This window comes from Rhodopseudomonas sp. P1, assembly GCF_039642825.1.
GTDB classification, from domain to species: domain Bacteria; phylum Pseudomonadota; class Alphaproteobacteria; order Rhizobiales; family Xanthobacteraceae; genus Rhodopseudomonas; species Rhodopseudomonas palustris_H.
In genome coordinates this window covers 4,943,837-4,962,940 of record NZ_CP088006.1, presented here as the reverse complement: position 1 = coordinate 4,962,940, position 19,104 = coordinate 4,943,837, and the positions used below count along the sequence as shown (strand labels likewise).

At 65.9% G+C, this 19,104-nt stretch carries 19 protein-coding genes; 12 read left to right on the top strand and 7 right to left on the bottom strand.

Annotation, left to right across the window (positions count from 1 at the left end; translation table 11 throughout):
- Nucleotides 1-481 precede the first annotated feature (481 nt).
- Nucleotides 482-871 carry a response regulator gene (locus LRC39_RS22945; protein WP_346295750.1) on the top strand — a complete coding sequence of 130 codons (390 nt, stop codon included), beginning with the start codon at nucleotides 482-484 and terminating at the stop codon, nucleotides 869-871.
- 6 nt (nucleotides 872-877) lie between these two features.
- On the opposite strand, the gene LRC39_RS22940 is transcribed toward LRC39_RS22945, so the two are convergent.
- A complete protein-coding gene (locus tag LRC39_RS22940; RefSeq protein ID WP_263989789.1) occupies nucleotides 878-1,030 on the bottom strand; it encodes a hypothetical protein in 153 nt (50 codons plus the stop codon).
- A gap of 115 nt (nucleotides 1,031-1,145) precedes the next feature.
- Here LRC39_RS22940 and LRC39_RS22935 point away from each other — a divergent pair, with 115 nt between their 5' ends.
- Entirely contained in the window at nucleotides 1,146-1,892 is a 747-nt protein-coding gene (locus LRC39_RS22935; RefSeq protein WP_346295749.1) for an HAD-IA family hydrolase, read from the top strand.
- 15 nt (nucleotides 1,893-1,907) lie between these two features.
- Here the strand turns inward: LRC39_RS22935 and LRC39_RS22930 are convergent, their stop codons facing one another.
- Entirely contained in the window at nucleotides 1,908-2,333 is a 426-nt protein-coding gene (locus LRC39_RS22930) for a PaaI family thioesterase (RefSeq protein ID WP_104512854.1), read from the bottom strand.
- Nucleotides 2,334-2,412: 79 nt separating this feature from the next.
- On the opposite strand from LRC39_RS22930, the gene LRC39_RS22925 reads away from it, so the two are divergent.
- Both LRC39_RS22925 and LRC39_RS22920 read left to right on the top strand, forming a co-directional pair.
- Nucleotides 2,413-3,039 (top strand): NUDIX hydrolase, encoded by a 627-nt coding sequence (locus tag LRC39_RS22925; RefSeq protein WP_346295748.1) that lies wholly within the window; start codon nucleotides 2,413-2,415, stop codon nucleotides 3,037-3,039.
- Nucleotides 3,040-3,170: 131 nt separating this feature from the next.
- Nucleotides 3,171-4,382 carry a hypothetical protein gene (locus tag LRC39_RS22920; RefSeq protein WP_263989786.1) on the top strand — a complete coding sequence of 404 codons (1,212 nt, stop codon included), beginning with the start codon at nucleotides 3,171-3,173 and terminating at the stop codon, nucleotides 4,380-4,382.
- 19 nt (nucleotides 4,383-4,401) lie between these two features.
- On the opposite strand, the gene LRC39_RS22915 is transcribed toward LRC39_RS22920, so the two are convergent.
- Complete coding sequence (locus LRC39_RS22915; RefSeq protein WP_346295747.1) at nucleotides 4,402-4,704, bottom strand: hypothetical protein; 303 nt, start codon at nucleotides 4,702-4,704, stop codon at nucleotides 4,402-4,404.
- A gap of 273 nt (nucleotides 4,705-4,977) precedes the next feature.
- Here LRC39_RS22915 and LRC39_RS22910 point away from each other — a divergent pair, with 273 nt between their 5' ends.
- Nucleotides 4,978-5,436: a hypothetical protein gene (locus LRC39_RS22910; RefSeq protein WP_346297544.1), complete on the top strand. Its 459-nt coding sequence runs from the start codon at nucleotides 4,978-4,980 to the stop codon at nucleotides 5,434-5,436.
- A 16-nt stretch (nucleotides 5,437-5,452) separates the two neighbouring features.
- Here LRC39_RS22910 and LRC39_RS22905 read toward each other — a convergent pair whose 3' ends face one another.
- The 3 genes from LRC39_RS22905 to LRC39_RS22895 all read right to left on the bottom strand — a co-directional run bounded on the left by LRC39_RS22905 (nucleotide 5,453) and on the right by LRC39_RS22895 (nucleotide 9,656).
- A complete protein-coding gene (locus LRC39_RS22905) occupies nucleotides 5,453-6,667 on the bottom strand; it encodes an EAL domain-containing response regulator (protein WP_346295746.1) in 1,215 nt (404 codons plus the stop codon).
- A gap of 241 nt (nucleotides 6,668-6,908) precedes the next feature.
- The gene (locus LRC39_RS22900; protein WP_346295745.1) at nucleotides 6,909-7,916 is read right to left on the bottom strand and encodes a Bug family tripartite tricarboxylate transporter substrate binding protein; all 1,008 of its coding nucleotides are present in this window, start codon (nucleotides 7,914-7,916) and stop codon (nucleotides 6,909-6,911) included.
- Nucleotides 7,917-8,051: 135 nt separating this feature from the next.
- Nucleotides 8,052-9,656, bottom strand: a complete 1,605-nt coding sequence (locus LRC39_RS22895) for an alkaline phosphatase D family protein (RefSeq protein ID WP_346295744.1) — start codon at nucleotides 9,654-9,656, stop codon at nucleotides 8,052-8,054.
- 179 nt (nucleotides 9,657-9,835) lie between these two features.
- On the opposite strand from LRC39_RS22895, the gene LRC39_RS22890 reads away from it, so the two are divergent.
- Both LRC39_RS22890 and LRC39_RS22885 read left to right on the top strand, forming a co-directional pair.
- Nucleotides 9,836-10,840, top strand: a complete 1,005-nt coding sequence (locus tag LRC39_RS22890) for an HWE histidine kinase domain-containing protein (RefSeq protein WP_346295743.1) — start codon at nucleotides 9,836-9,838, stop codon at nucleotides 10,838-10,840.
- 9 nt (nucleotides 10,841-10,849) lie between these two features.
- Nucleotides 10,850-11,206 carry a response regulator gene (locus LRC39_RS22885; RefSeq protein WP_346295742.1) on the top strand — a complete coding sequence of 119 codons (357 nt, stop codon included), beginning with the start codon at nucleotides 10,850-10,852 and terminating at the stop codon, nucleotides 11,204-11,206.
- A gap of 18 nt (nucleotides 11,207-11,224) precedes the next feature.
- On the opposite strand, the gene LRC39_RS22880 is transcribed toward LRC39_RS22885, so the two are convergent.
- Nucleotides 11,225-12,490, bottom strand: coding sequence for an MFS transporter (locus LRC39_RS22880; RefSeq protein WP_264053505.1), 1,266 nt, complete (start codon nucleotides 12,488-12,490; stop codon nucleotides 11,225-11,227).
- Between the two features lie 155 nt (nucleotides 12,491-12,645).
- Here LRC39_RS22880 and LRC39_RS22875 point away from each other — a divergent pair, with 155 nt between their 5' ends.
- The 5 genes from LRC39_RS22875 (at nucleotide 12,646) to LRC39_RS22855 (ending at nucleotide 19,057) form a co-directional block, all read left to right on the top strand.
- The gene (locus tag LRC39_RS22875; protein ID WP_346295741.1) at nucleotides 12,646-13,593 is read left to right on the top strand and encodes a TAXI family TRAP transporter solute-binding subunit; all 948 of its coding nucleotides are present in this window, start codon (nucleotides 12,646-12,648) and stop codon (nucleotides 13,591-13,593) included.
- A gap of 146 nt (nucleotides 13,594-13,739) precedes the next feature.
- The gene (locus LRC39_RS22870; protein WP_346295740.1) at nucleotides 13,740-15,860 is read left to right on the top strand and encodes a TRAP transporter permease; all 2,121 of its coding nucleotides are present in this window, start codon (nucleotides 13,740-13,742) and stop codon (nucleotides 15,858-15,860) included.
- Nucleotides 15,821-16,231 (top strand): DUF1850 domain-containing protein, encoded by a 411-nt coding sequence (locus LRC39_RS22865; protein WP_346295739.1) that lies wholly within the window; start codon nucleotides 15,821-15,823, stop codon nucleotides 16,229-16,231. The genes LRC39_RS22870 and LRC39_RS22865 overlap by 40 nt, the downstream gene beginning before the upstream one ends.
- 148 nt (nucleotides 16,232-16,379) lie before the next feature.
- Nucleotides 16,380-18,155 carry a B12-binding domain-containing radical SAM protein gene (locus LRC39_RS22860; RefSeq protein WP_346295738.1) on the top strand — a complete coding sequence of 592 codons (1,776 nt, stop codon included), beginning with the start codon at nucleotides 16,380-16,382 and terminating at the stop codon, nucleotides 18,153-18,155.
- A gap of 98 nt (nucleotides 18,156-18,253) precedes the next feature.
- Nucleotides 18,254-19,057, top strand: a complete 804-nt coding sequence (locus tag LRC39_RS22855; RefSeq protein WP_107357010.1) for an SDR family NAD(P)-dependent oxidoreductase — start codon at nucleotides 18,254-18,256, stop codon at nucleotides 19,055-19,057.
- Nucleotides 19,058-19,104 lie beyond the last annotated feature (47 nt).

Below are 19,104 nucleotides of genomic sequence, written 5' to 3'. Positions count from 1 at the left end.
AGTTCCCTCGTTTTTTAACTGGGCGAGAGGGGGTTCATCCGCAACCTATAGTTTTATATTTTCCACAATCGCGTGGCAAACTCGCGGCTCAGCAATTGAAGCGCCGTGCACCTTTGCAGCCGCGTCCGTTGGGAAATAGGTCGGCTACCGCTGAGGCCGCCACTAAAAACGTTCGCCGACGGGGTTATCACCATCTGCTAGATTGCATAGGAACGGTCGGAATATACGGGAAGTTTTGCCACTGTCTGCGTATCATAACCAGTCGATCTTGAATGGTTCTGATCGCCCGTTCCCTGGGCACCATCCGCTTCGCTTCCGCACTCCCCTGATCCAACATCGCTGAACGGCGTGCATCTTTGCCCGCGCTCGTAGCGTTACCAGTTGCGTTCGTTTCGCAAACTGCAGCAATCTGACACCGTCATAGCCGGTCTTTGTTTTGCGTCGCGGCGCTCACGGTCCTTACGCCTGCCAAGAGGTGGTGATGGAGGTGCTGGTCGTCGACGACGAGCCGGCGGTGCGCACGGTGCTGACTCTGGTGCTGAGCAAAGCCGGCCATCAGGTCTCGGTGTGCGACAGCGGGGCTGCGGCGCTCGATTGGCTCAGCCGGAGCGATCCGGCGCTGGTGCTGATCGATCTCAGCCTGCCCAAGGTGCAGGACAAGAGCGTGCTGGCGGCGGTGCGCGCGGCGCGGCCGGCGCTGCCGATCATCGTGATCAGCGGGATGCTGCCGGAATTCGATGCGGCGATGCTAAAGCGGGAAGGGATGACGGTCGAGAACGGCGTCTATTGCCTGGCCAAGCCGTTCACCGCCAAACAATTGCAGACGCTGATGGAGGCCGCGCTGGCGCCGGGCGACCGGGCGCCTGGATAGGCTTGGCTATTCCTGCACGACGTCGTCGCAGGCGGCGCAACGAAACACGGTGCGCGGAGGATGTTGCAGGCGACGCGGCAACCGGCCGATCAGCTTCATTTCGCCGCCGCACTTCTCGCAGCGACGCGTGTCGGAATAGTCGTGGTCGATCTCGGACATCGGAGCGCTTGATGGTGATTGTAAAGTTTGCTTTACACCTTGCCCAAGTCATTGTCAGGTCCGATTTGTGTTCATTTTTTGGACGCTTCGCACCGTCCAAGAGTAAATTGGTTCCATGATACCTTCTGCGCTGATCTTCGACGTCGATGGGACCCTCGCGGAAACCGAAGAACTGCACCGTCAGGCCTTCAATGCCACCTTCGCGGCGGAGCAATTGCCGTGGCATTGGGATGCGACGCTGTATCGCAAGCTGCTCGACGTCACCGGCGGCAAGGAGCGGATCGCTCACTTCCTGAAGTCGGAGCCGGAGGGCGCTGAGCGGGCGGCTGATCGAATCCCCGAACTGCACCGCGCCAAGACCGACCGCTACACCGCGCTGGTCGCTGCCGGCACCGCGCTGCGCCCGGGCGTGGCGCGGCTGATCCGCGAGGCCAAGGCGGCCGGCGTGAAGCTCGGGATTGCCACCACCACCAGCCTGCCGAATGTCGAGGCGCTGCTTCAGTCCTCGCTCGGGCCGGACGCGATGGCGCTGTTCGACGCGGTCGGGGCCGGCGACGTGGTGCCGGCCAAGAAGCCGGCGCCGGACATCTACCTCCACGTGCTCGACGCGCTGCAGCTGCCGGCCGCCGCTTGCGTCGCGTTCGAGGATTCCACCAACGGGGTGCGCGCCGCGCGCGCTGCCGGGCTGCCGACCATCGTCACCCCGGGGCTCTACACCGAGGGCGACGACTTTCCCGGCGCGCTGGCGGTGCTGAGCGATCTCGGCGAGCCGGATGCGCCGTATCGGCATCTGGCCGGTGCGGGCGCTAGCGATACCTTGGTGACGCTGGACGCGCTGGCGCGGTGGTGCCGCACCGCCTGAGCCGCAGGGCGGCCGTCAGCGCGGCCGTACGATCTTGAACACGCCGTGCGCCAGGATGATGCAGCGGCGGTCGACGCTGACTTCGGTCGAGGTGAAGATCAGGCTGCGCGTGGTCCGCACCACCCGCGGCCGCGAGATCAGCAGGTCGCCGATCTCGGCGGCGTCGACGAAATGCGTGTCCATCTGCACCGTGGCCAGATGCGGCGCGCCGGACTGATCGCGCGCCGCGATGCCCGAGGTGCGGTCCGCCAGCGTCATCATCAGCCCGCCCTGCACCAGGCCGCGCTTGTTGCGATGCTTGGCCGCGGTCGCGATCGCGTATTCGTTGGTGCCGTCGACGCAGCGGTGCCACAGCGGCCCGACCAGATCGATGAAGCCGTCGTCGTGGATCACGCTCCAGCCGTCGGCCTTCATGCTGCGGGCAGTGGTGGTCTCGGTCATCGATCGCATCTCCGTCGCCGCATGGCGTTGCGCGGCGGCAACGGTTTCCTCGGTCAGGTGCGCAGTGTAGTCAAGACGAATGAGCCACGCGCACGATGATGCCACCCGAGCCCTGATCGCCGCGCGTTGCGCGGCTTTTCCGCGCCACGACGACGGCCTGTCGCCGGACGGACTGAAACGCGCCGCGGTGGCGATCGCGCTGGTGGCGATGGAGGACGGCAGCGCCGCGTTCCTGCTGACGCGGCGCTCGCCGCGGCTGCGCTCCCACGCCTATCAATGGGCGCTGCCCGGCGGCCGCTGCGATGCCGGCGAGACCGCGCCTGAAACCGCGCTGCGGGAATTGCACGAGGAGCTCGGCCTCGCGCTTCATGCCGGCGATGTGCTCGGCATCCTCGACGACTATCCGACTCGCTCCGGCTATCTGGTGACGCCGGTGGTGGCGTGGGCTGCGGCGGCGGGGCCGCTGGCGCCGAACCCCGACGAAGTCGCCTCGGTGCACCACGTCGGCCTCGGCGAGATCGCGCCGCCGGATGTGTTCGACTTCACCTCGATCCCGGAGAGCGACCGCCGCGTGGTCCGGTTCCGCTACGAGGACGACTTCATTCACGCCCCGACCGCGGCGCTGATCTATCAGTTTCGCGAAATGCTGGCCGGCCGCGTCACCCGCGTCGCCGATCTCGAACAGCCGGTGTTCGCCTGGAAGTAGCGAGCGCCGTGCGCTGTCGCACGAATGCGGAATGGTCTTCTCAAACAAACAATCGCCGGGTTCACAGCTTGTGATGCCCGGCGCAAGCTGTGGGGCAACGGTTCATTCACCCTATCGGGCGAGGATGCGGCATGGCTCATTCGATCATCCATCTCGCCCGGCTCGCGCCGGTCGCGCTGCTCGCTTTTGGATCCCACGCGCTCGCCCAGACCGCGGCGCCGCTGCCGTCGTCGGTGGCGAATGCGATGGCGCAAGCCGTCTCGCCGCAGGCGATCGCCGAATATCGCTACCGCCTGCAACAGTATCAGGCCGCGCGGGCCGAATTCGAACGCGACGCCGGCGCCTATTGGGACGCGATCGCCGAGCGGCGGCGCATCCGCAATGCCAAGCGCCGCACCGGCGAGCAGATCACGATGGACGACTACGTTCTGGTGCAGCCGCCGGTCTATACCGGGCCGAAGCGGCCGATTGATCCGGAGCCGTCGACCGAACCGCCGCGCGAACGCAAGTCGCTGCCGGTGGTCGCCGACTTCGTCCGCGCCGCCGCCGAATACTATCAGTTCACGCCGCAGCGTCCGTCGAGCGAAGTCGAGTTCAAGCGCGCCTATGCCCGCGCCGCGCGCGAAGCCGGCCTGACCCGCGATCAGGCGGTGCGGGTCTATGCGTTCGAGACCGGCGGCAACGGCGATCACGACATGCAGTCGGGGCTCAGCAAGACGCGGCCCGGCTCGCGGCCGATCTCGACCGCGATCGGCTACAATCAGCTGCTCACCACCAACACCTTGGTGCTGCTGGCCGAGCAGGGCAATCAGATCATCAAGTCGCTCAGCGAGAAGGCCGCGACGCTGTCGGGGCCGCGGCGGCAGGCGCTCGACCGCAAGATCGCGGTGGTGAAGCGGATGGTGGCGTTCGCGCGCTCGATCCCGGGCAATTGGAGCGAGCACGAGAAACTCGGCCGCACCCCGCAAGGCTGGGGCGTGCACGCGCTGGTGCTCGACATCGATGTCGGCCCGCTGCTGCAGACTCACAAGCTGCTGACCTCGGTGGTGTTCGCACAGCGCAAGGGTTATCCAGAGCGGCTCACCGCCGCCGAACTTGAGATGATGAATCTCACCGGCGACAGCACCGGCCTCGACATGGTGACGATGCCGCAGGAGATGCGCGAGGTGGTGCCGACCTCGAACTTCTTCCAGCGCTCCGGCTATGAGCGCAATCCGGTGGCGATCCGTCACAACACGGTCGCGAAGCTACTTGCCGTCACCGACGCGCGGATGGACGCCAACAGCAACAATCCGGGCGCACGCGAGCTGTTCGCCGCGTTCGAGACCAGCGCGCAGCGCTGAAGCGCGATCGCGTTCGGCGCTACTGATCGGCGCCGAACTTGAAGTTGCCGTCGCCTTCGAGGAACGGCCCGGAGCGCATATAGAGCTGGCCGTTGGCGCCGATAAAGAACAGCGTCTCGCGCGGCACCTTCCTGGCGCCCTTGAACAGCTCCTTGGCGTTGCTGGTGCCCATCTTGTAGGTCAGCGTCTTGCCGTCGCGGGTGTAGCCATAGCCCTTGTCCGGGGCCAGCACCCACGGCTCGCCGGCGTCGGCGTGAGCGACCGACGTCAGCGCCGCAAGGCTCGCGGCGGTGATCAGCAGGGTGGTGCGAAACGCGGTCATCGCTGAGGCTCCAAACAGAGCATGCCGGGTCGTGACCAACCGAGTCGGTCGATCCTCGTGCCGCGCGGCTGTCGCTGAACAAATCACGAACAATCAGTTGCGGTCAACAATGCCGCATGCTGATGTCGGTCGGATGTCAGCGCCGTTTGGTTCGACTTTGTGATTTTACCGATGTCGGCGCGCCGCTATGGTTCGGCCACCGAGTCGCCGTTCACGCGCGACGATCGCAGCGGGAGGACGACGATGCAGATGCAGGGCCTTTCGATCGGCGCGATGCTGATCGCCGGATTGGCTTCGTTGGTCGCAGCAGCGCCGGCCTCCGCCGACGAATACCGGCTCAGCAACAATCAACGCATCTCCTGCAGCCGCGGCCTGAGCCCGGGCAAGCTGGTCACCGCCACCTGTCGGTCCTACGCGTATCTGTTCAACACCAAGACCTCGGAATACTTCCGCTGCGCCGTCAGCCTGGCGATGACGCGCGACAACAAGGAAGTGATCAACGTCCAGACCGACGGCGGCTGCTTCCGCCGGCCGCGGATCTTCGACGTCGACGGCGACTATCAGTTCGACGGCGCCGAGACCGAGCCGGCCAACACCAACGCGTTCTTCGGCGCCGGCGGCTATGTGGTATGGGCCGCCGATACCAAGCAGCGCCGGGTGCGCGGCTGCGTCACCATCGCGTCGGGCCTCGGCGATGACGTCTCCAAGTGCCAGGAGATGACGTTCGACTGAGGCGCCGCGAGCGCGCTCAGTCCTGCATCGCCACCGGGCGCGCATGTGCGGCGCGGGCGAATTTTTTCAGGCCCATCGGCTTGCCGAACAGATAGCCCTGCATCTTGTCGAAGCCGAGCTCGTGCGCGGCCTGGAAGTCGGCGCGAGTCTCGATTCCGGTCGCGGTGCAGCGCGCGCCGTAGTCGCCGGCGAGTTCGACGATTCGCTTGCACACGGTGCGCTTCAGCCGGTCGTCGGCGCAGCCGGTGACGAACGAACGGTCGACCTTCAGTTCGACGAACGGGAAGGTGTCGAGGTGCATCAGCGCCGGCCAGTCGGCGCCGACCTTGTCGATCGCGATCGCGACGTTGCGCAGCCGCAGCCGCCGGCCGATCTCGGCCATTTCGTCGAGGTGGTCGACGATCTGGGCGGCGTCGATCTCGATGATCAATCCGCCGAACGCCGGATGCTGCGGCACCCAGGCTGACAGATCGTCGAGCGCGCGCTCATTGCCGAGGAAACTCACCGGCAGGTTGATCGACAGATCGATCGGGCCCTGATGGTCGAGCAGATAGTGCCAGTCGGCGATCGCGCGCTTCACCACGAACTCCGACAGCGCGCGGAAATGCGGATCGTTGCCGTCGGGCAGAAACGCCGACGGCGAGACCACGCCCCAGCTCGGATGCCGCATTCGCAGCAGCGCCTCGGCGCCCTGCGGCGTCAGCGAATGCGCATCGACACAGCGCTGATACCACAGCTCCAGCCAACCGGCCTTCAGCGCCTCGGCGACGTCGATCTCCGGCTCCGGCGCCGGCTCCTGCGGCAGCAGCGGCGCCAGGCTGAGGCTCAGCGTGTGGACGCTGAACGGCGTCGCCAGCGGTGGTAGCATCCGCAGACCACGCGCGGCGCCGTGCCGGCGGATCGCGTCCGACATGATGGTCTCGCGCGGCGCGATCGTCAGCACGCTGCCGGTAAAACAGGTCGCCGCGAGCGTATCGAGAATCGCTTCCGCTTCGACGCCGTCGACGCTCGAACCGATCACCAGCAGGTCGGGCTGATGTTCGGCGAGCCGTGCCGGCAGTTCCAGCGCGCTGGCGCATTCCCCCGTGACGAATCGGAACTCCTCCAGCGCGTCGGCCAGGAAAGCCCGCAGGTGCGGCTTGCGATCGACGACACAGGCGCGCGGCGCCACCTTGCGGCGGCCAAAACCGCCTGCAGGTACGCACACTTCCGCTTCCGTCGTTGCTCTCATTGGTCCACCCCCCGAAATAACGCGCCAAACTTTAGGGGTTGGAGAGAGTTCAAAATGTGGAATTAAACCGAAACCCACACTAAGTCCCGGGTAGGGTTAAATGGATGCCTATGATTCAAATGCGATCTTTTGAAACGCGCACGATGTAATGGGTTTAGGTGTCACGCGCCGGTCGCAATCACGACGCCTCGCTCTTTCGTCGGAGATCAAATTTGCACACGCTGCAATGAGTGCGACGTAGCTACAGCGGCACAATTCCGGCGGTCTTCGCCACTTTCTCCCAGCGTGCGATCTCGGCCTCGACGTGACGCCGCATATCCTCGGGCGATCCGCCGCCCGGCTCGGCGCCGATGTCGCGAAGTTTGGCCGTTCCGCTGTCGCTTGCGAGGAAGGCCGCAACCGTATCGTTGAGGCTGGTGACAATTTCCGCCGGGGTGCCGCGAGGCGCCCCGATGGTGAACCAGGAGGCGGTCTCGTAGCCCGGCACGCCGGCTTCCGCGATGGTCGGCAGATGCGACAGCGGCGGCCAGCGCTTGGCGGTGGTCACCGCGAGCGGACGAATCTCGCCGGCCTCGAGCAGCGGCTTGGAAGCCGGCAGATTGTCGATGGTGAGATGCACGCGGCCTTCGGCGAGGTCGCGCAGCATCGGCGCCGATCCCTTGTATGGCACCGCAGTGATCTCGACGCCCGTCATGGTCTTGAACAGTTCGGTCGACAGGTGTCCGGTCGAGCCGAGCGCCGAGACGCCGTAGAACAATTCGCGCGGACGCTGCCGTGCGTAGCTGATCAGTTCGGTAACGCTGGTCACCGGCAGCGACTTAGTCACCGACAACAGGTTCGGCACGCGGGCAATCAAGATCACCGGGGTGAAGTCGGTTGCCGGATCGTACCCCACCGTCCGATACACCAGGCGATTGGTGGCGTGGATGCCGGGCGTGCCGACGATGAAGGTGTAGCCGTCTGCTGGCACCTTGGCGACGTAGGCGGCGGCGATGTTGCCGCTCTCGCCGCCGCGATTGTCGATCACGAATGCCTGGCCGTAGTGCTCCGAGAGTCGGGTCGCGATCAACCGTGCCAGGATGTCGGTGGTGCCGCCGGCGGTGAACGGTACCACCAGCGTCACCTGCCGGGTCGGCCAATCTGCTGCGCGCGCCCGGCGTGGCAGCAGCGGCAGGGTGGCGATCGCGGCAGCTCCGCGCAGAATGCTGCGCCGGCTGATACGCGATCGCGGATGGAGGGGTTCGATCATCTATTCCCTTGGAGCATCGTCCCGCGCTGCGGGCAGCGCAGCCAGCTACGTTGAGCGGCCAGCATGATCCTATGCGCGCGATTCGGCGAGGACCAGCGCGGCCACACGCGGCGGCGCGGTCTCCTACGATCGTCGTTAGCGAGTGATGAGTCCGGGATGGCCGGCTTCGACGACGAGCGAACGGATCGTCTGCGCCGGGTGTCCCGGTACGGCGATGCTGTCGATCGCGCGGAAGTCCGCCAGCCATTGCTGCGGCGTCACGGTGTGCCGCGTGTAGCCGCGCTGGTCGCTGAAGAACTTCAGCTGCGGATTGTTGCGATGCATGGTGGCCATCGCCGCGTCGTCCGGCGGTGCGCCGCCGACCGATGAGATCGAGGTCGACAGAAATTCGACGCCGACACACGGTGAGTTGGGATTGCGTGCGTCGCGATGCAGGTCGAGCGCCAGCGCCCGGTGCAGGTCGCCGCTCAGCACCACCGCGTTGGGGACCTTTGCTTCATCGAGCATCGCCATCACCCGGTCGCGCGCCGCGGTGGCGCCGTTCCAGGTGTCGACATCAAACACCGGCTCGCCTTTATCCTCGATCTTGGCAAAGCCGCGCCAGTCGAACGGCGCAAACAGCACCTGCTGCGCCAGCACCCGCCAGGTCGCGTCGCCCTGTTTCAGCCGTGTCGCCAGCCATTGCTCCTGTGCGGCGCCGAGCATGGTGCGGTCCGGCGCGTTGGCCTCGGTGCAGCCCGCCAGGAAACCGTCGCCGCAGGGCTGGCGCGATCGATACTGCCGGGTGTCGAGCACCGCGACGTCGGCCAATCTGCCGAAGCGAAAGCCGCGATACGCCTGCACGTCCGGTCCGCGCGGCCGCTGCGCCCGGCGCACCGGCATGTGCTCGTACCAGGCCTGCAGCGCCATCGCCCGGCGAAACAGGAACGCCTCGGACGGCGTCTGCTTCGGATCGCTGTCGCTTGCCCAGTTGTTGGCGATCTCGTGGTCGTCGAAGCTGATCAGGAACGGGCAGGCGGCGTGAGCGGCCTTCAGATCGGGATCGGATTTATACAGCGCGTAGCGGCGGCGGTAGTCGGTCAGCGTGTAGCAGGTCGGAAAGTCTTTCGGCATCGTGCGCGGCCATGGCGCGTCGTTCTTGTCGGTGGCCGCAAAGCCGTATTCGTAGATGTAATCGCCGTAGTGGAATACGAAGTCGAGCTGATCCTCGGCGATCGCGCGCCACGCCGCATAGTAGCCGCCCTCCCAGCGCTGGCAGCCGGCAGAGGCAAAGCGGAGCTGCTGCAGCGTCGCATCCGGTGCCGGCAAGGTGCGGGCGCGGCCGATCGGGCTGTCGGCGCCGCCGGCGCGGAACCGATAGAAGTAGTCGCGTCCCGGCGCCAAGCCTTCGACCTCGACGTGCACCGAATGCGCCAGTTCGAGATAGGCGGTGGTGCGCTCGCTGCGCAGGATCCGGGTCATTGCTGGATCGTCGGCGATCTCCACCGTCACCTCGACCGGCTGGGCACTCATGCCGCCGCGGGCCTTCAGCGGTTCCGGCGCCAGCCGCGTCCACAATACGAAACCGTCCGGCGCCGGATCACCGGAGGCGATGCCGAGCGTGAACGGATCGGTGGAGAATGACACCGGCGCGGCTGCGCCGGCGCTTGCCGGCACGATGCCGGCCAGCCCGGCGCCGAGCGCACCGCGCAGCACGGTCCGGCGGTCGAATGCGAACGGGTCGAGAGAATCGGGCGGCATCGGTGGTACTCTTGCGCAGGGCGTCTTGCGGGCTGCGGTTCGACGCAGCCTAGCAGCGCCGGATGAAACTCTCTCGACACGAAATTGCCGTATCACGTTCAACATCATCCGGGTTCCCGGATTGTGACGGGACGGGTTTCTCTATAGCTTTTCGCATTCGTGTCTCAGGTTTGGTCAGCATGAATATGGAAGATCTTTATCGGCTGCTGCGCACCAGCCACGTTCAGGCGCAAGGCATCGTCGATACGGTCGCCGATCCGATGCTGGTCCTGGACGCCAGCCTGACCGTGCAGAATGCCAGCCGGTCGTTTTTCGAGACCTTCAAGGTCGACCGTTACGAGACGATCGGCCAGCCGCTGTTCGAACTCGGTAACGGCCAATGGGACATCCCCGAGCTGCGCCGGCTGCTGCTCGAAGTTATTCCCAAGGCGACGGCGGTGATCAACTACCAGGTCGATCACGTCTTCCCGGGCCTGGGGCCGCGGACGATGCTGCTGACCGCGCGCACGCTGGTACATCCCGACAACGCCAGTCATTCGATGCTGCTGTCGATCGTCGATGCCACCGAACGGTTCCAGCGCGACGCCTCCAAGGATTTGCTGCTCGGCGAGATGCGGCACCGGATGAAAAATCTGTTCAGCGTGGTGCAGTCGCTGGCGCGGCAGACCACGACGGACGGGCGGACGGCCAAGCAATACAGGGACGACTTCCTCGGCCGCTTCGGCGCCTTGATGGAGGCCGAAGACCTGGCGTTCGTCACCCAGGACGAGACCGCGCTGCTCAAGCTGCTGCAGCGGATCCTGGCGCCCTACAAAGGTGGCCCGGCTGCCATTGCGATCGAGTCGGGCCCCCCGCTGGTGCTCGCGCCGCGTTCGCTGGGGTCGCTCAGCCTGGTCTTGCACGAACTTGCGACCAACGCCGCCAAATACGGCGCCCTGTCGGCGCCGGGCGGCCAGGTGCGGGTGACCTGGGCGGTCGACGCCGACAAGCAGGAGCTGCGGCTGAGTTGGGTCGAGAGTGGCGGCCCGGCTGTCACGCCGCCGACCTCCACCGGTTACGGCACGGAGCTGATCCGCTCGGTGACGAGCTACAGTCTCGGCGGACGTTCGGAACTCGATTACGCCGTCGAGGGTTTACGGGCTGAGATCATCATCCCGCTGAGGAGTGAATCGCTCCAGAATTGAAAGTGCCCCGTGCAGAAGACGGTTCTGATCGTCGAAGACGAATTCTTGATCGCGATGGATCTGGTCCGGATGGTCGAAGGCGATGGCTGGAGGATCATTGGACCGGTCGCAACCGTGCAAGATGCGCTTCGGCTACTCGAAGCCGAATTGCCCTCGGTGGCGATGCTCGACGTCAATCTTGGCCACGAATTGGTAACACCGTTGGCCGAACGGTTGAAGGCGCAGAACGTCCCTTTCGCGGTGGCCAGCGCCTATGACAAGCCGGAAAGCCACGGCGGCGACGTGCTCGCTGGCGTTCCCAATGTCGGCAAGCCGGCTAACGAACGGCACGTGCTGACGACCTTGAAGCTGCTGACCGAGAGCTGACGTTTCCGCCGGATCGCCCTAGACGGTGGATGACACCGCGTCCGGCGCTGCGGAAGAAGGCGTTGCAGGTTGCTGTTGCCGGGTCTCCGGCATCAGCACCAGGAATAGCACCAGCGCCGCGGCGGCGATGCCGGCCAGCGCCAGGAAAGCGGCGCTGTAGCCGGCGCTGACCACGATCAGTCCGGCAAAGCCGGTCGACAGCGCAGCGCCGAGGCCGGCCGCCGTCGCGATCGCACCCTGGCTGATGTTGAAATGCCCGGTGCCGTGGGTGAGGTCCGCCACCACTAGCGGAAACAGCGCGCCGAAGATGCCGGCCCCGACGCCGTCGAGCAGCTGCACCCCGACCAGCCAATACGGATTATCGGACAAGGGATACAGCGCGCCGCGCAGCGCCAGCACGGCGAGCGCGACCGCGAAGATCGGCTTGCGGCCCCAGACGTCGGCCTTGTGGCCGACCAGCGCCGCCACCGGCACCATCACGAGCTGCGCCGCGACGATACACACCGACATCAGCGTGGTGCCGAGGTTCTTGTTCACCAGCGCCAGTTTCTGTCCGACCAGCGGCAGCATCGCCGCATTGGCGAAGTGAAACAGCACGGTGGCGCCGGCGAAGATCAACAGCGGCCGGCAGGTCAGCAGCACCTTGAAGCCGGAGGGCTGATCGTGATGCGCGCCCGGCTGATGATCGTCGCCCAAGCCTCGTGCGACGTGATCGTCGATCGCCGCGGCCGGGATCGACAGCGTCGCGGCGATGCTGGCGAGCGCCATTGCGGCCATCAGCCAGAACACCACACCGGGGCCGAACTCATAGGCGAACGCGCCGGCAAGCATCGCCGCCACCGCGTTGCCGGCGTGGTTGAAGGCTTCGTTGCGGCCGGTCCGGCGGGCGAAAGCGCGCGGCCCGACGATGCCGAGCGTCAGCGCCGCCACCGCGGGGGCGAAGATCGCGCCGGCGGCTGCCGCCAGCGCCTGGGTGGCTGCCACCAGGGCGAAACTATCCAGCCACGGCAGCACCACCGACGCCGCGGTCACGACCAGGGCTGCGGCGATGATCAGCGCGCGCTTGGCGGTGGAGCGGTCGATCAATGCGCCGGCCGGGGTCTGGGCCGCGATGCCGGCCGCCGCGGCGATCGACATCACCAGGCCGATCGACGCCTCGTTCCAGTTCTGCACCGCCAGCAGGTAGATCGCCAGATACGGGCCGAGGCCGTCGCGCACGTCCGCGAGGAAGAAGTTCAGCGCGTCGAGCGGCCGCGCCAGGGGCTGGGGAGAGCTGGGCGGCACGCGATCCTCGTCGGCTGTATTGCACGGGAACGTACAATTCCCGCTGCCGCCATCGGGTTCCGCACCCTTCGGCCGCGACCGCCGATTTGACGGGTTGACCGCGGCGGTTCGGCCGGTCAGTTTTCCAAGCAACAACTTAAGGGAGAAAACTGTTCATGAAGGCCAGATTGTTTGGTGTCGCCGCGGCTGCGGTCATTGTCCTGGCGGCGCCGCAAGCCCGCGCTCAGCAGTTCGTCAACGTGCTGACCGGCGGCACCTCCGGCGTCTACTATCCGCTCGGCGTCGCGATTGCCAAGATTTACGGCGAGAAGATCCCCAACGTCAAAGCTCAGGTGCAGGCCACCAAGGCATCGGTCGAGAACCTCAATCTGCTGCAGCAGGGGCGCGGCGAGATCGCGTTCTCGCTCGGCGACTCGCTGAAGGCCGCCTGGGACGGCGACGCCGAAGCCGGCTTCAAGGCCAAGCTCGACAAGCTGCGGGTGATCGGCGCGATCTATCCGAACTATATCCAGATCGTCGCCACCTCCGAAAGCGGGATCAAGACGCTGGCCGATCTGAAGGGCAAGAGCCTGTCGGTCGGCGCGCCGAAATCCGGCACCGAGCTGAATTCGCGCGCGATCCTGAAGGCCGCCGGCATGGACTACAAGGATCTCGGCAAGGTCGAGTATCTGCCGTTCGCCGAATCCGTCGATCTGATGAAGAACCGCCAGCTCGCCGCCACGCTGCAGTCGGCCGGCCTCGGCGTCGCTTCGCTGAAGGACCTGTCGAACTCCTCCGACATCAACGTCGTGGCGGTGCCGAAGGACGTCGTCGCGAAGATCGGCCCGCCGTTCGTCGCCGAGACGATCCCGGCCGGCACCTATAAGGGGCAGGACAAGGACGTGCCGACCGCCGCGGTGATCAACTATCTGGTGACCTCGAGCGCAGTGTCCGACGATCTCGCCTATCAGATGACCAAGCTGGTCTATGAATCGCTGCCCGAACTCGCCAGCGCCCACGCCGCCGGCAAGGGCATCAAGCTCGAAACCGCCGCCGCCGACAGCCCAGTCCCGCTGCACCCCGGCGCGATCAAGTATTTCAAGGAAAAGGGCGTGCTGAAGTAAGCGCGACCCGCAATTGAGGTGTCATGGCCGGGCTCGACCCGGCCATCCATCTTTTTCGGAAGAACGATGGATGCGCGGGTCAAGCTCGCGCATGACGTTGAGAATAACAAACCACACAACAAACCACGCGGCGGGAACGGTCATCGATGTTGAAGCCTGAGGTTGCGATCGAGCCGACACCAGCGCCGGTCCATGTCGAGTTCGACAATTTCGAGCACGGCTTTCCGGCCGGTTTCGGGCCGCGCGGCTGGCGCTATCTGGCCTATGCGGTGGCGATCGCCTTCGCCAGCTTCCAGCTCGTCATCGCTGCCTGGAACATCCTGCCGAGCCAGGTGGTGCGCGGCGTTCATGTCGGCTTCCTGCTGCTGCTGACCTTCGGGCTGATCGGCAATTTCACCGCGCGCACCGATTTCGGCCGTGCGGTGGCCTGGCTGATTGGTGCGGCCGGGTTCTTCTGCGGCCTGTATCAGTGGATCTTCTATGCCGACCTGATCCAGCGCGACGGTGATCCGACCCACCTCGATCTCGCAGTCGGCACGCTGCTGGCGGTGCTGATCTTCGAGGGCACCCGGCGGCTGATGGGGCCGGCGCTGCCGATCATGTGCGGGGTGTGCCTGCTGTACTGGTTCTTCGGCCAATACTTGCCGGCGCCGTTCAATCACCGCGGCTACGATTTCGACCAAGTCATCACCCATCTGTCGTTCGGCACCGAAGGCTTCTACGGCGTGCCGATCTACGTGTCGGCGACCTACATCTTCCTGTTCATCCTGTTCGGCTCGTTCCTCGAACGCGCCGGCATGATCCAACTGTTCACCGATGTGTCGCTCGGCCTGTTCGGCCGCAGCCGCGGCGGCCCGGCCAAGGTCGCGGTGTTCGCCTCGGGCATGATGGGGACGATCTCCGGCTCCGGCGTCGCCAACGTCGTCACCGTCGGCCAGTTCACCATTCCGCTGATGATCAAGTTCGGCTACCGCCGCGCCTTCGCAGCCGGCGTCGAAGCCACCGCCTCGATGGGCGGCCAGATCATGCCGCCGGTGATGGGCGCGGTCGCGTTCATCATGGCCGAGACGCTCGGCGTCGACTACGCGGTGATCGTCAAGGCCGCGGTGATCCCGGCGATGTTGTATTTCGCTAGCGCGTTCTGGATGGTGCATCTCGAAGCCGGCAAGCACGGCCTGGTCGGGATGAAGAAGTCCGAGATCCCGAGCGCATGGCGCGCGGCGGTCGATCGCTGGTACCTGATCCTGCCGCTGGCGGCGCTGGTGTTCATGCTGTTCGAGGGCTTCACCCCGCTGTACGCCGGGTCGATGGGGTTGGCACTGACGGTGGCGCTGATCCTCGGCGCTTCGATCGTGCACGGCTTTTCCAACACCGTGCTGCGCTACGTGTTCTGGATCGGGCTGGCCCTGGTGGTCGGCGCGGCCTCGCATAACGGCCTCGACATCATGCGGATCGTGATCATCGTCGCCGCGCTGGTGGCGATCGCCGCGATCACCCGCGGCGGCCGCGCCACGCTGCACGCTTGCCGGGACTCGCTCGCCGACAGCGCCAAGTCGGCGCTCACCGTCGGCATGGCCTGCGCGATCGTCGGCACCATCATCGGCATGATGACGCAGACCGGCGTCGGCACCGTATTCGGCACCTGGGTGATCGGGCTCGGCGAGCACAGCCTGTTCCTGGCGCTGGTGATGACGATGCTGCTGTCGATCCTGCTCGGCACCGGCATTCCGACGATCCCGACCTACATCATCACCGCGGCGCTGGCGGCGCCGGCGCTCGCCAAGCTCGGTGTGCCGCTGATCGTCAGCCACATGTTCGCGTTTTACTACGGCATCATGGCCGACCTGTCGCCGCCGGTGGCGCTGGCCGCGCTCGCAGCAGCCCCGATCGCCCGCGAGAACCCCGACAAGATCGGCTGGGAGGCAATGCGGATCGCGCTCGCCGGCTACGTCATCCCGTTCATCGCGGTGTACTCGCCGGCCCTGATGCTGCAGCCGGGCGATCCGATGGCGGCCCAGCTCGGCTTCTATGGCGCGGTCGCCTACGCCACCTTCAAGGCGCTGATCGCGATCGGCCTGTTCGGCATGGTGTCGATCGGCTTCCTCTATACGCGGATGACGGTGATCGAACGCATCGTCGCCTTCGCGGCCAGCATCTGCCTGCTCGGCGAATTTCCCTATAGCGACTATGTCGGCTTCTTGATCACCGCGGTGCTGGTGGTGTGGCAATGGCGGCAGCGGCCGCGCAATGCGGTGGCGGCCGCGTGAGCCTGTGCGTCACGTCCGCCGGCGTGATCAAGACGCTGGCGGTCGCCGCCTTCACGCTGGCCTGGACGCATTCGATCGAAAAGACCGAATGGCAGGAGGACTGGCGGGTCACGCCGCAGGGCCTCGAACTGATCGCCGCGCGCGTCAAAGGCAGCGGCGCCGGCATGGAGCCGGCCCCCGAGGCGCGGCTGGTCGATGGCTGGTTTCAATGGCCGGTGACACGCCCTGCGCAGCGTGAGGTGTTGCTCGGCAATTCGGGCCTCGCCGGCGAGTGGCGGCTGTGCAGCGAAGGGAACTGCCGCAGCCTGTCCGAGATCGTCGGGCACGCCATCGGCGCGCGGCCGACGACGCTCAGCAGCTGCCCGGACTAACCCTTCAGCGCATTGCTGCAGGTTGAATATCGCCCTCCTGATGCCGATTAATCGCTTGCGGCCACCGCCGAAGCACAGGCAGACTGCGCCGCAAAACAGATCGTCCGCTGCGGGGGCGTTCGGCCGGTTCCAGGGAAAGGTGTCACTGATGGCTCCGGTCGCGCACGCGAAGCGGAAGTTTATTTTGTTGCTCATCAAACCGTCACATTACGACGATGACGGTTATGTGCTGCGCTGGTGGCGCGGCATCATTCCCTCGAACTCACTCGCCACGCTCTACGGCATCGCCGCCGACGTCGCCGCGCGCCAGGTGCTCGGTGCCGACGTCGAGTTCGAGATCGAGGCGATGGACGAGTTCAACACCCGGATCGATATTCCGGCGCTGCTCGATCGCTTCGCCCGCAACGGCAATTTCGGCCTGGTGGGGCTGGTCGGGGTGCAGTCCAACCAATATCCGCGTGCGCTCGATATCGCCCGGCCGTTCCGGAAAAGCGGCGTGCCGGTGGTAATGGGCGGGTTTCACGTCTCCGGTTGCCTGGCGATGCTCGACGGCAAGGCGATCGGCCTCGACGACTGCCGCGACATGGGCGTGGCGATGTTCGCCGGCGAGGCCGAGGGCGGCCGGTTCGACGGCGTGCTGCAGGACGCAGCGGCCGGGCAATTGCAGCCGGTCTATAACTTCCTCAACGACCTGCCCGGGATCGAAGGCGTGCCGGCGCCGTATCTGCCGCTCGCCACCGTGAAGCGGACGCTCGGCCTGTCGACCAGCGTCGATGCCGGGCGCGGCTGTCCGTATCAGTGCTCGTTCTGCACCATCATCAACGTGCAGGGCCGCAAGTCGCGCTACCGCACGCCCGATGATATCGAGGCGATGGTACGCCGGAACTGGGCGCAGGGCATCAGCAAGTACTTCATCACCGACGACAACTTCGCCCGCAACAAAGACTGGGAAGCGATCCTCGATCGGCTAATCCAGATCCGCGAGACCGAAGACATTCCGCTCGGCTTCATGATCCAGGTTGACACGCTGTGTCACAAGATCCCGCGCTTCATCGAGAAGGCCAAGCGCGCCGGTGTGACGCGGGTGTTCATCGGGCTGGAGAACATCAATCCGGCCAATCTGCTCACCGCCAACAAGCGGCAGAACAAGATCACCGAATATCGCGCGATGCTGCTGGCCTGGAAGGATCACGGCATCATCACGCTGGCCGGCTACATCCTGGGCTTCCCGGCCGATACGCCGGAATCGATCCGCGCCGATATCGATATCATCAAGCGCGAACTGCCGATCGACGTCATGGAGTTCTTCTGCCTGACGCCGCTGCCGGGTTCGGAGGATCACCAGACGCTGTGGCGCGCCGGCGTCGCGATGGACCCGGATCTCAACAACTACGACGTCGAGCACGTCTGCACCGCGCACCCGTTGATGTCGCGGTCCGAATGGGAAGCGATCTACCGCGAGGCGTGGAGCCGCTACTACACGCCCGACCACATCGAGACGCTGTTGCGGCGTGCCGCAGCGACCGGGATCAAGATCAGCAGCCTGGTCAAGCTGCTGGCAATCTTCTCCACTGCGATCCGGGTCGAGAATGTGCATCCGCTGCAATGCGGCCTGTTCCGGCAGCGGCATCCGTCCGAGCGGCGGCCGGGTCTCGCGGCGCCGAGCACGCTGCTGTTCTGGCCGCGCTTTGCGCTCGACAGCGTACGCAAGACCGGCGCCATTCTGGCTGCGTTCGCCAAAGTCGCGGCGATCGGCATCCGCGTCGCGCGCGATCCGCAGCGGCTGGCCTACACCGATCAGGCGCTGACGCCGGTGTCGGACGACGATGCGGATTCGCTCGACCTCTTCACCCAGAGCGCGAGCGCCAAGCAGGCCGTCGCCCACCAGAAGAAGGTGTTTGATCTCACGCACGGGACGCCGTAATCAGCCCTCGTCGCGGGTGCCGAGTTGCCCGACGGCGAGGGCGGAGTAGGCCCGCGCCCGTGATGGCGCGGCCGTAGCGTGTAGTGGAACAACAGACTATGCCACGACTTGAAGGCAAAACCGCGCTGGTGGTCGGCGCCGGTTCGATCGGACCCGGCTGGGGCAACGGCAAGGCGACGGCGGTGACGTTCGCGCGCGAGGGCGCGCAGGTGTTCTGCGTCGATCGCAATCTCGCGGCAGCCGAGGAAACCGTCGACATCATCAAGGCCGAAGGCGGCCGCGGCATCGCGTTCGCCGCCGACGTCTCGCGCGCCGCCGACGTCGAGGCGATGGTGGCGGCCTGCGTCAAGGCGTGGGACGGCATCGACGTGCTCGACAACAATGTCGGCATCGCTGAGACCGGCGGCGTCGTCGACGTTGCCGAAGCCGATTGGGACCGCGTATTCGCGATCAACCTGAAGAGCGCCTATCTGGCGATGAAGTACGTCGTGCCGGTGATGCAGCGCCAGGGCGGCGGTTCGATCATCAACATCTCGTCGATCGCGTCGATCCGGTATCTCGGCATCTCCTATGTCAGCTACGCGGCCTCCAAGGCGGCGATGAACGCGCTGACCCGCAACACCGCGGTGGAATACGCCAAGGACCATGTCCGCGTGAACGCGATCCTGCCGGGGCTGATGAAGACCCCGATGGTGGCGCATTCCGCCGGCCTTGCCGCCAGCTATTCGGGCGGCGACGTCGACGCGATGTGGCGCGCTCGCGACGCCCAGGTGCCGATGGGCCACATGGGCGAAGCCTGGGACGTCGCCAACGCAGCGCTATTCCTCGCCAGCGACGAGTCGAAATACGTCACCGGCATCGAACTGGTGGTCGACGGCGGCCTGACGCTGAAGGTGAACTAAGCGCAAGCGATTGATTGCGCTGTGCGCTAGCATCAAGGTCGTCATTG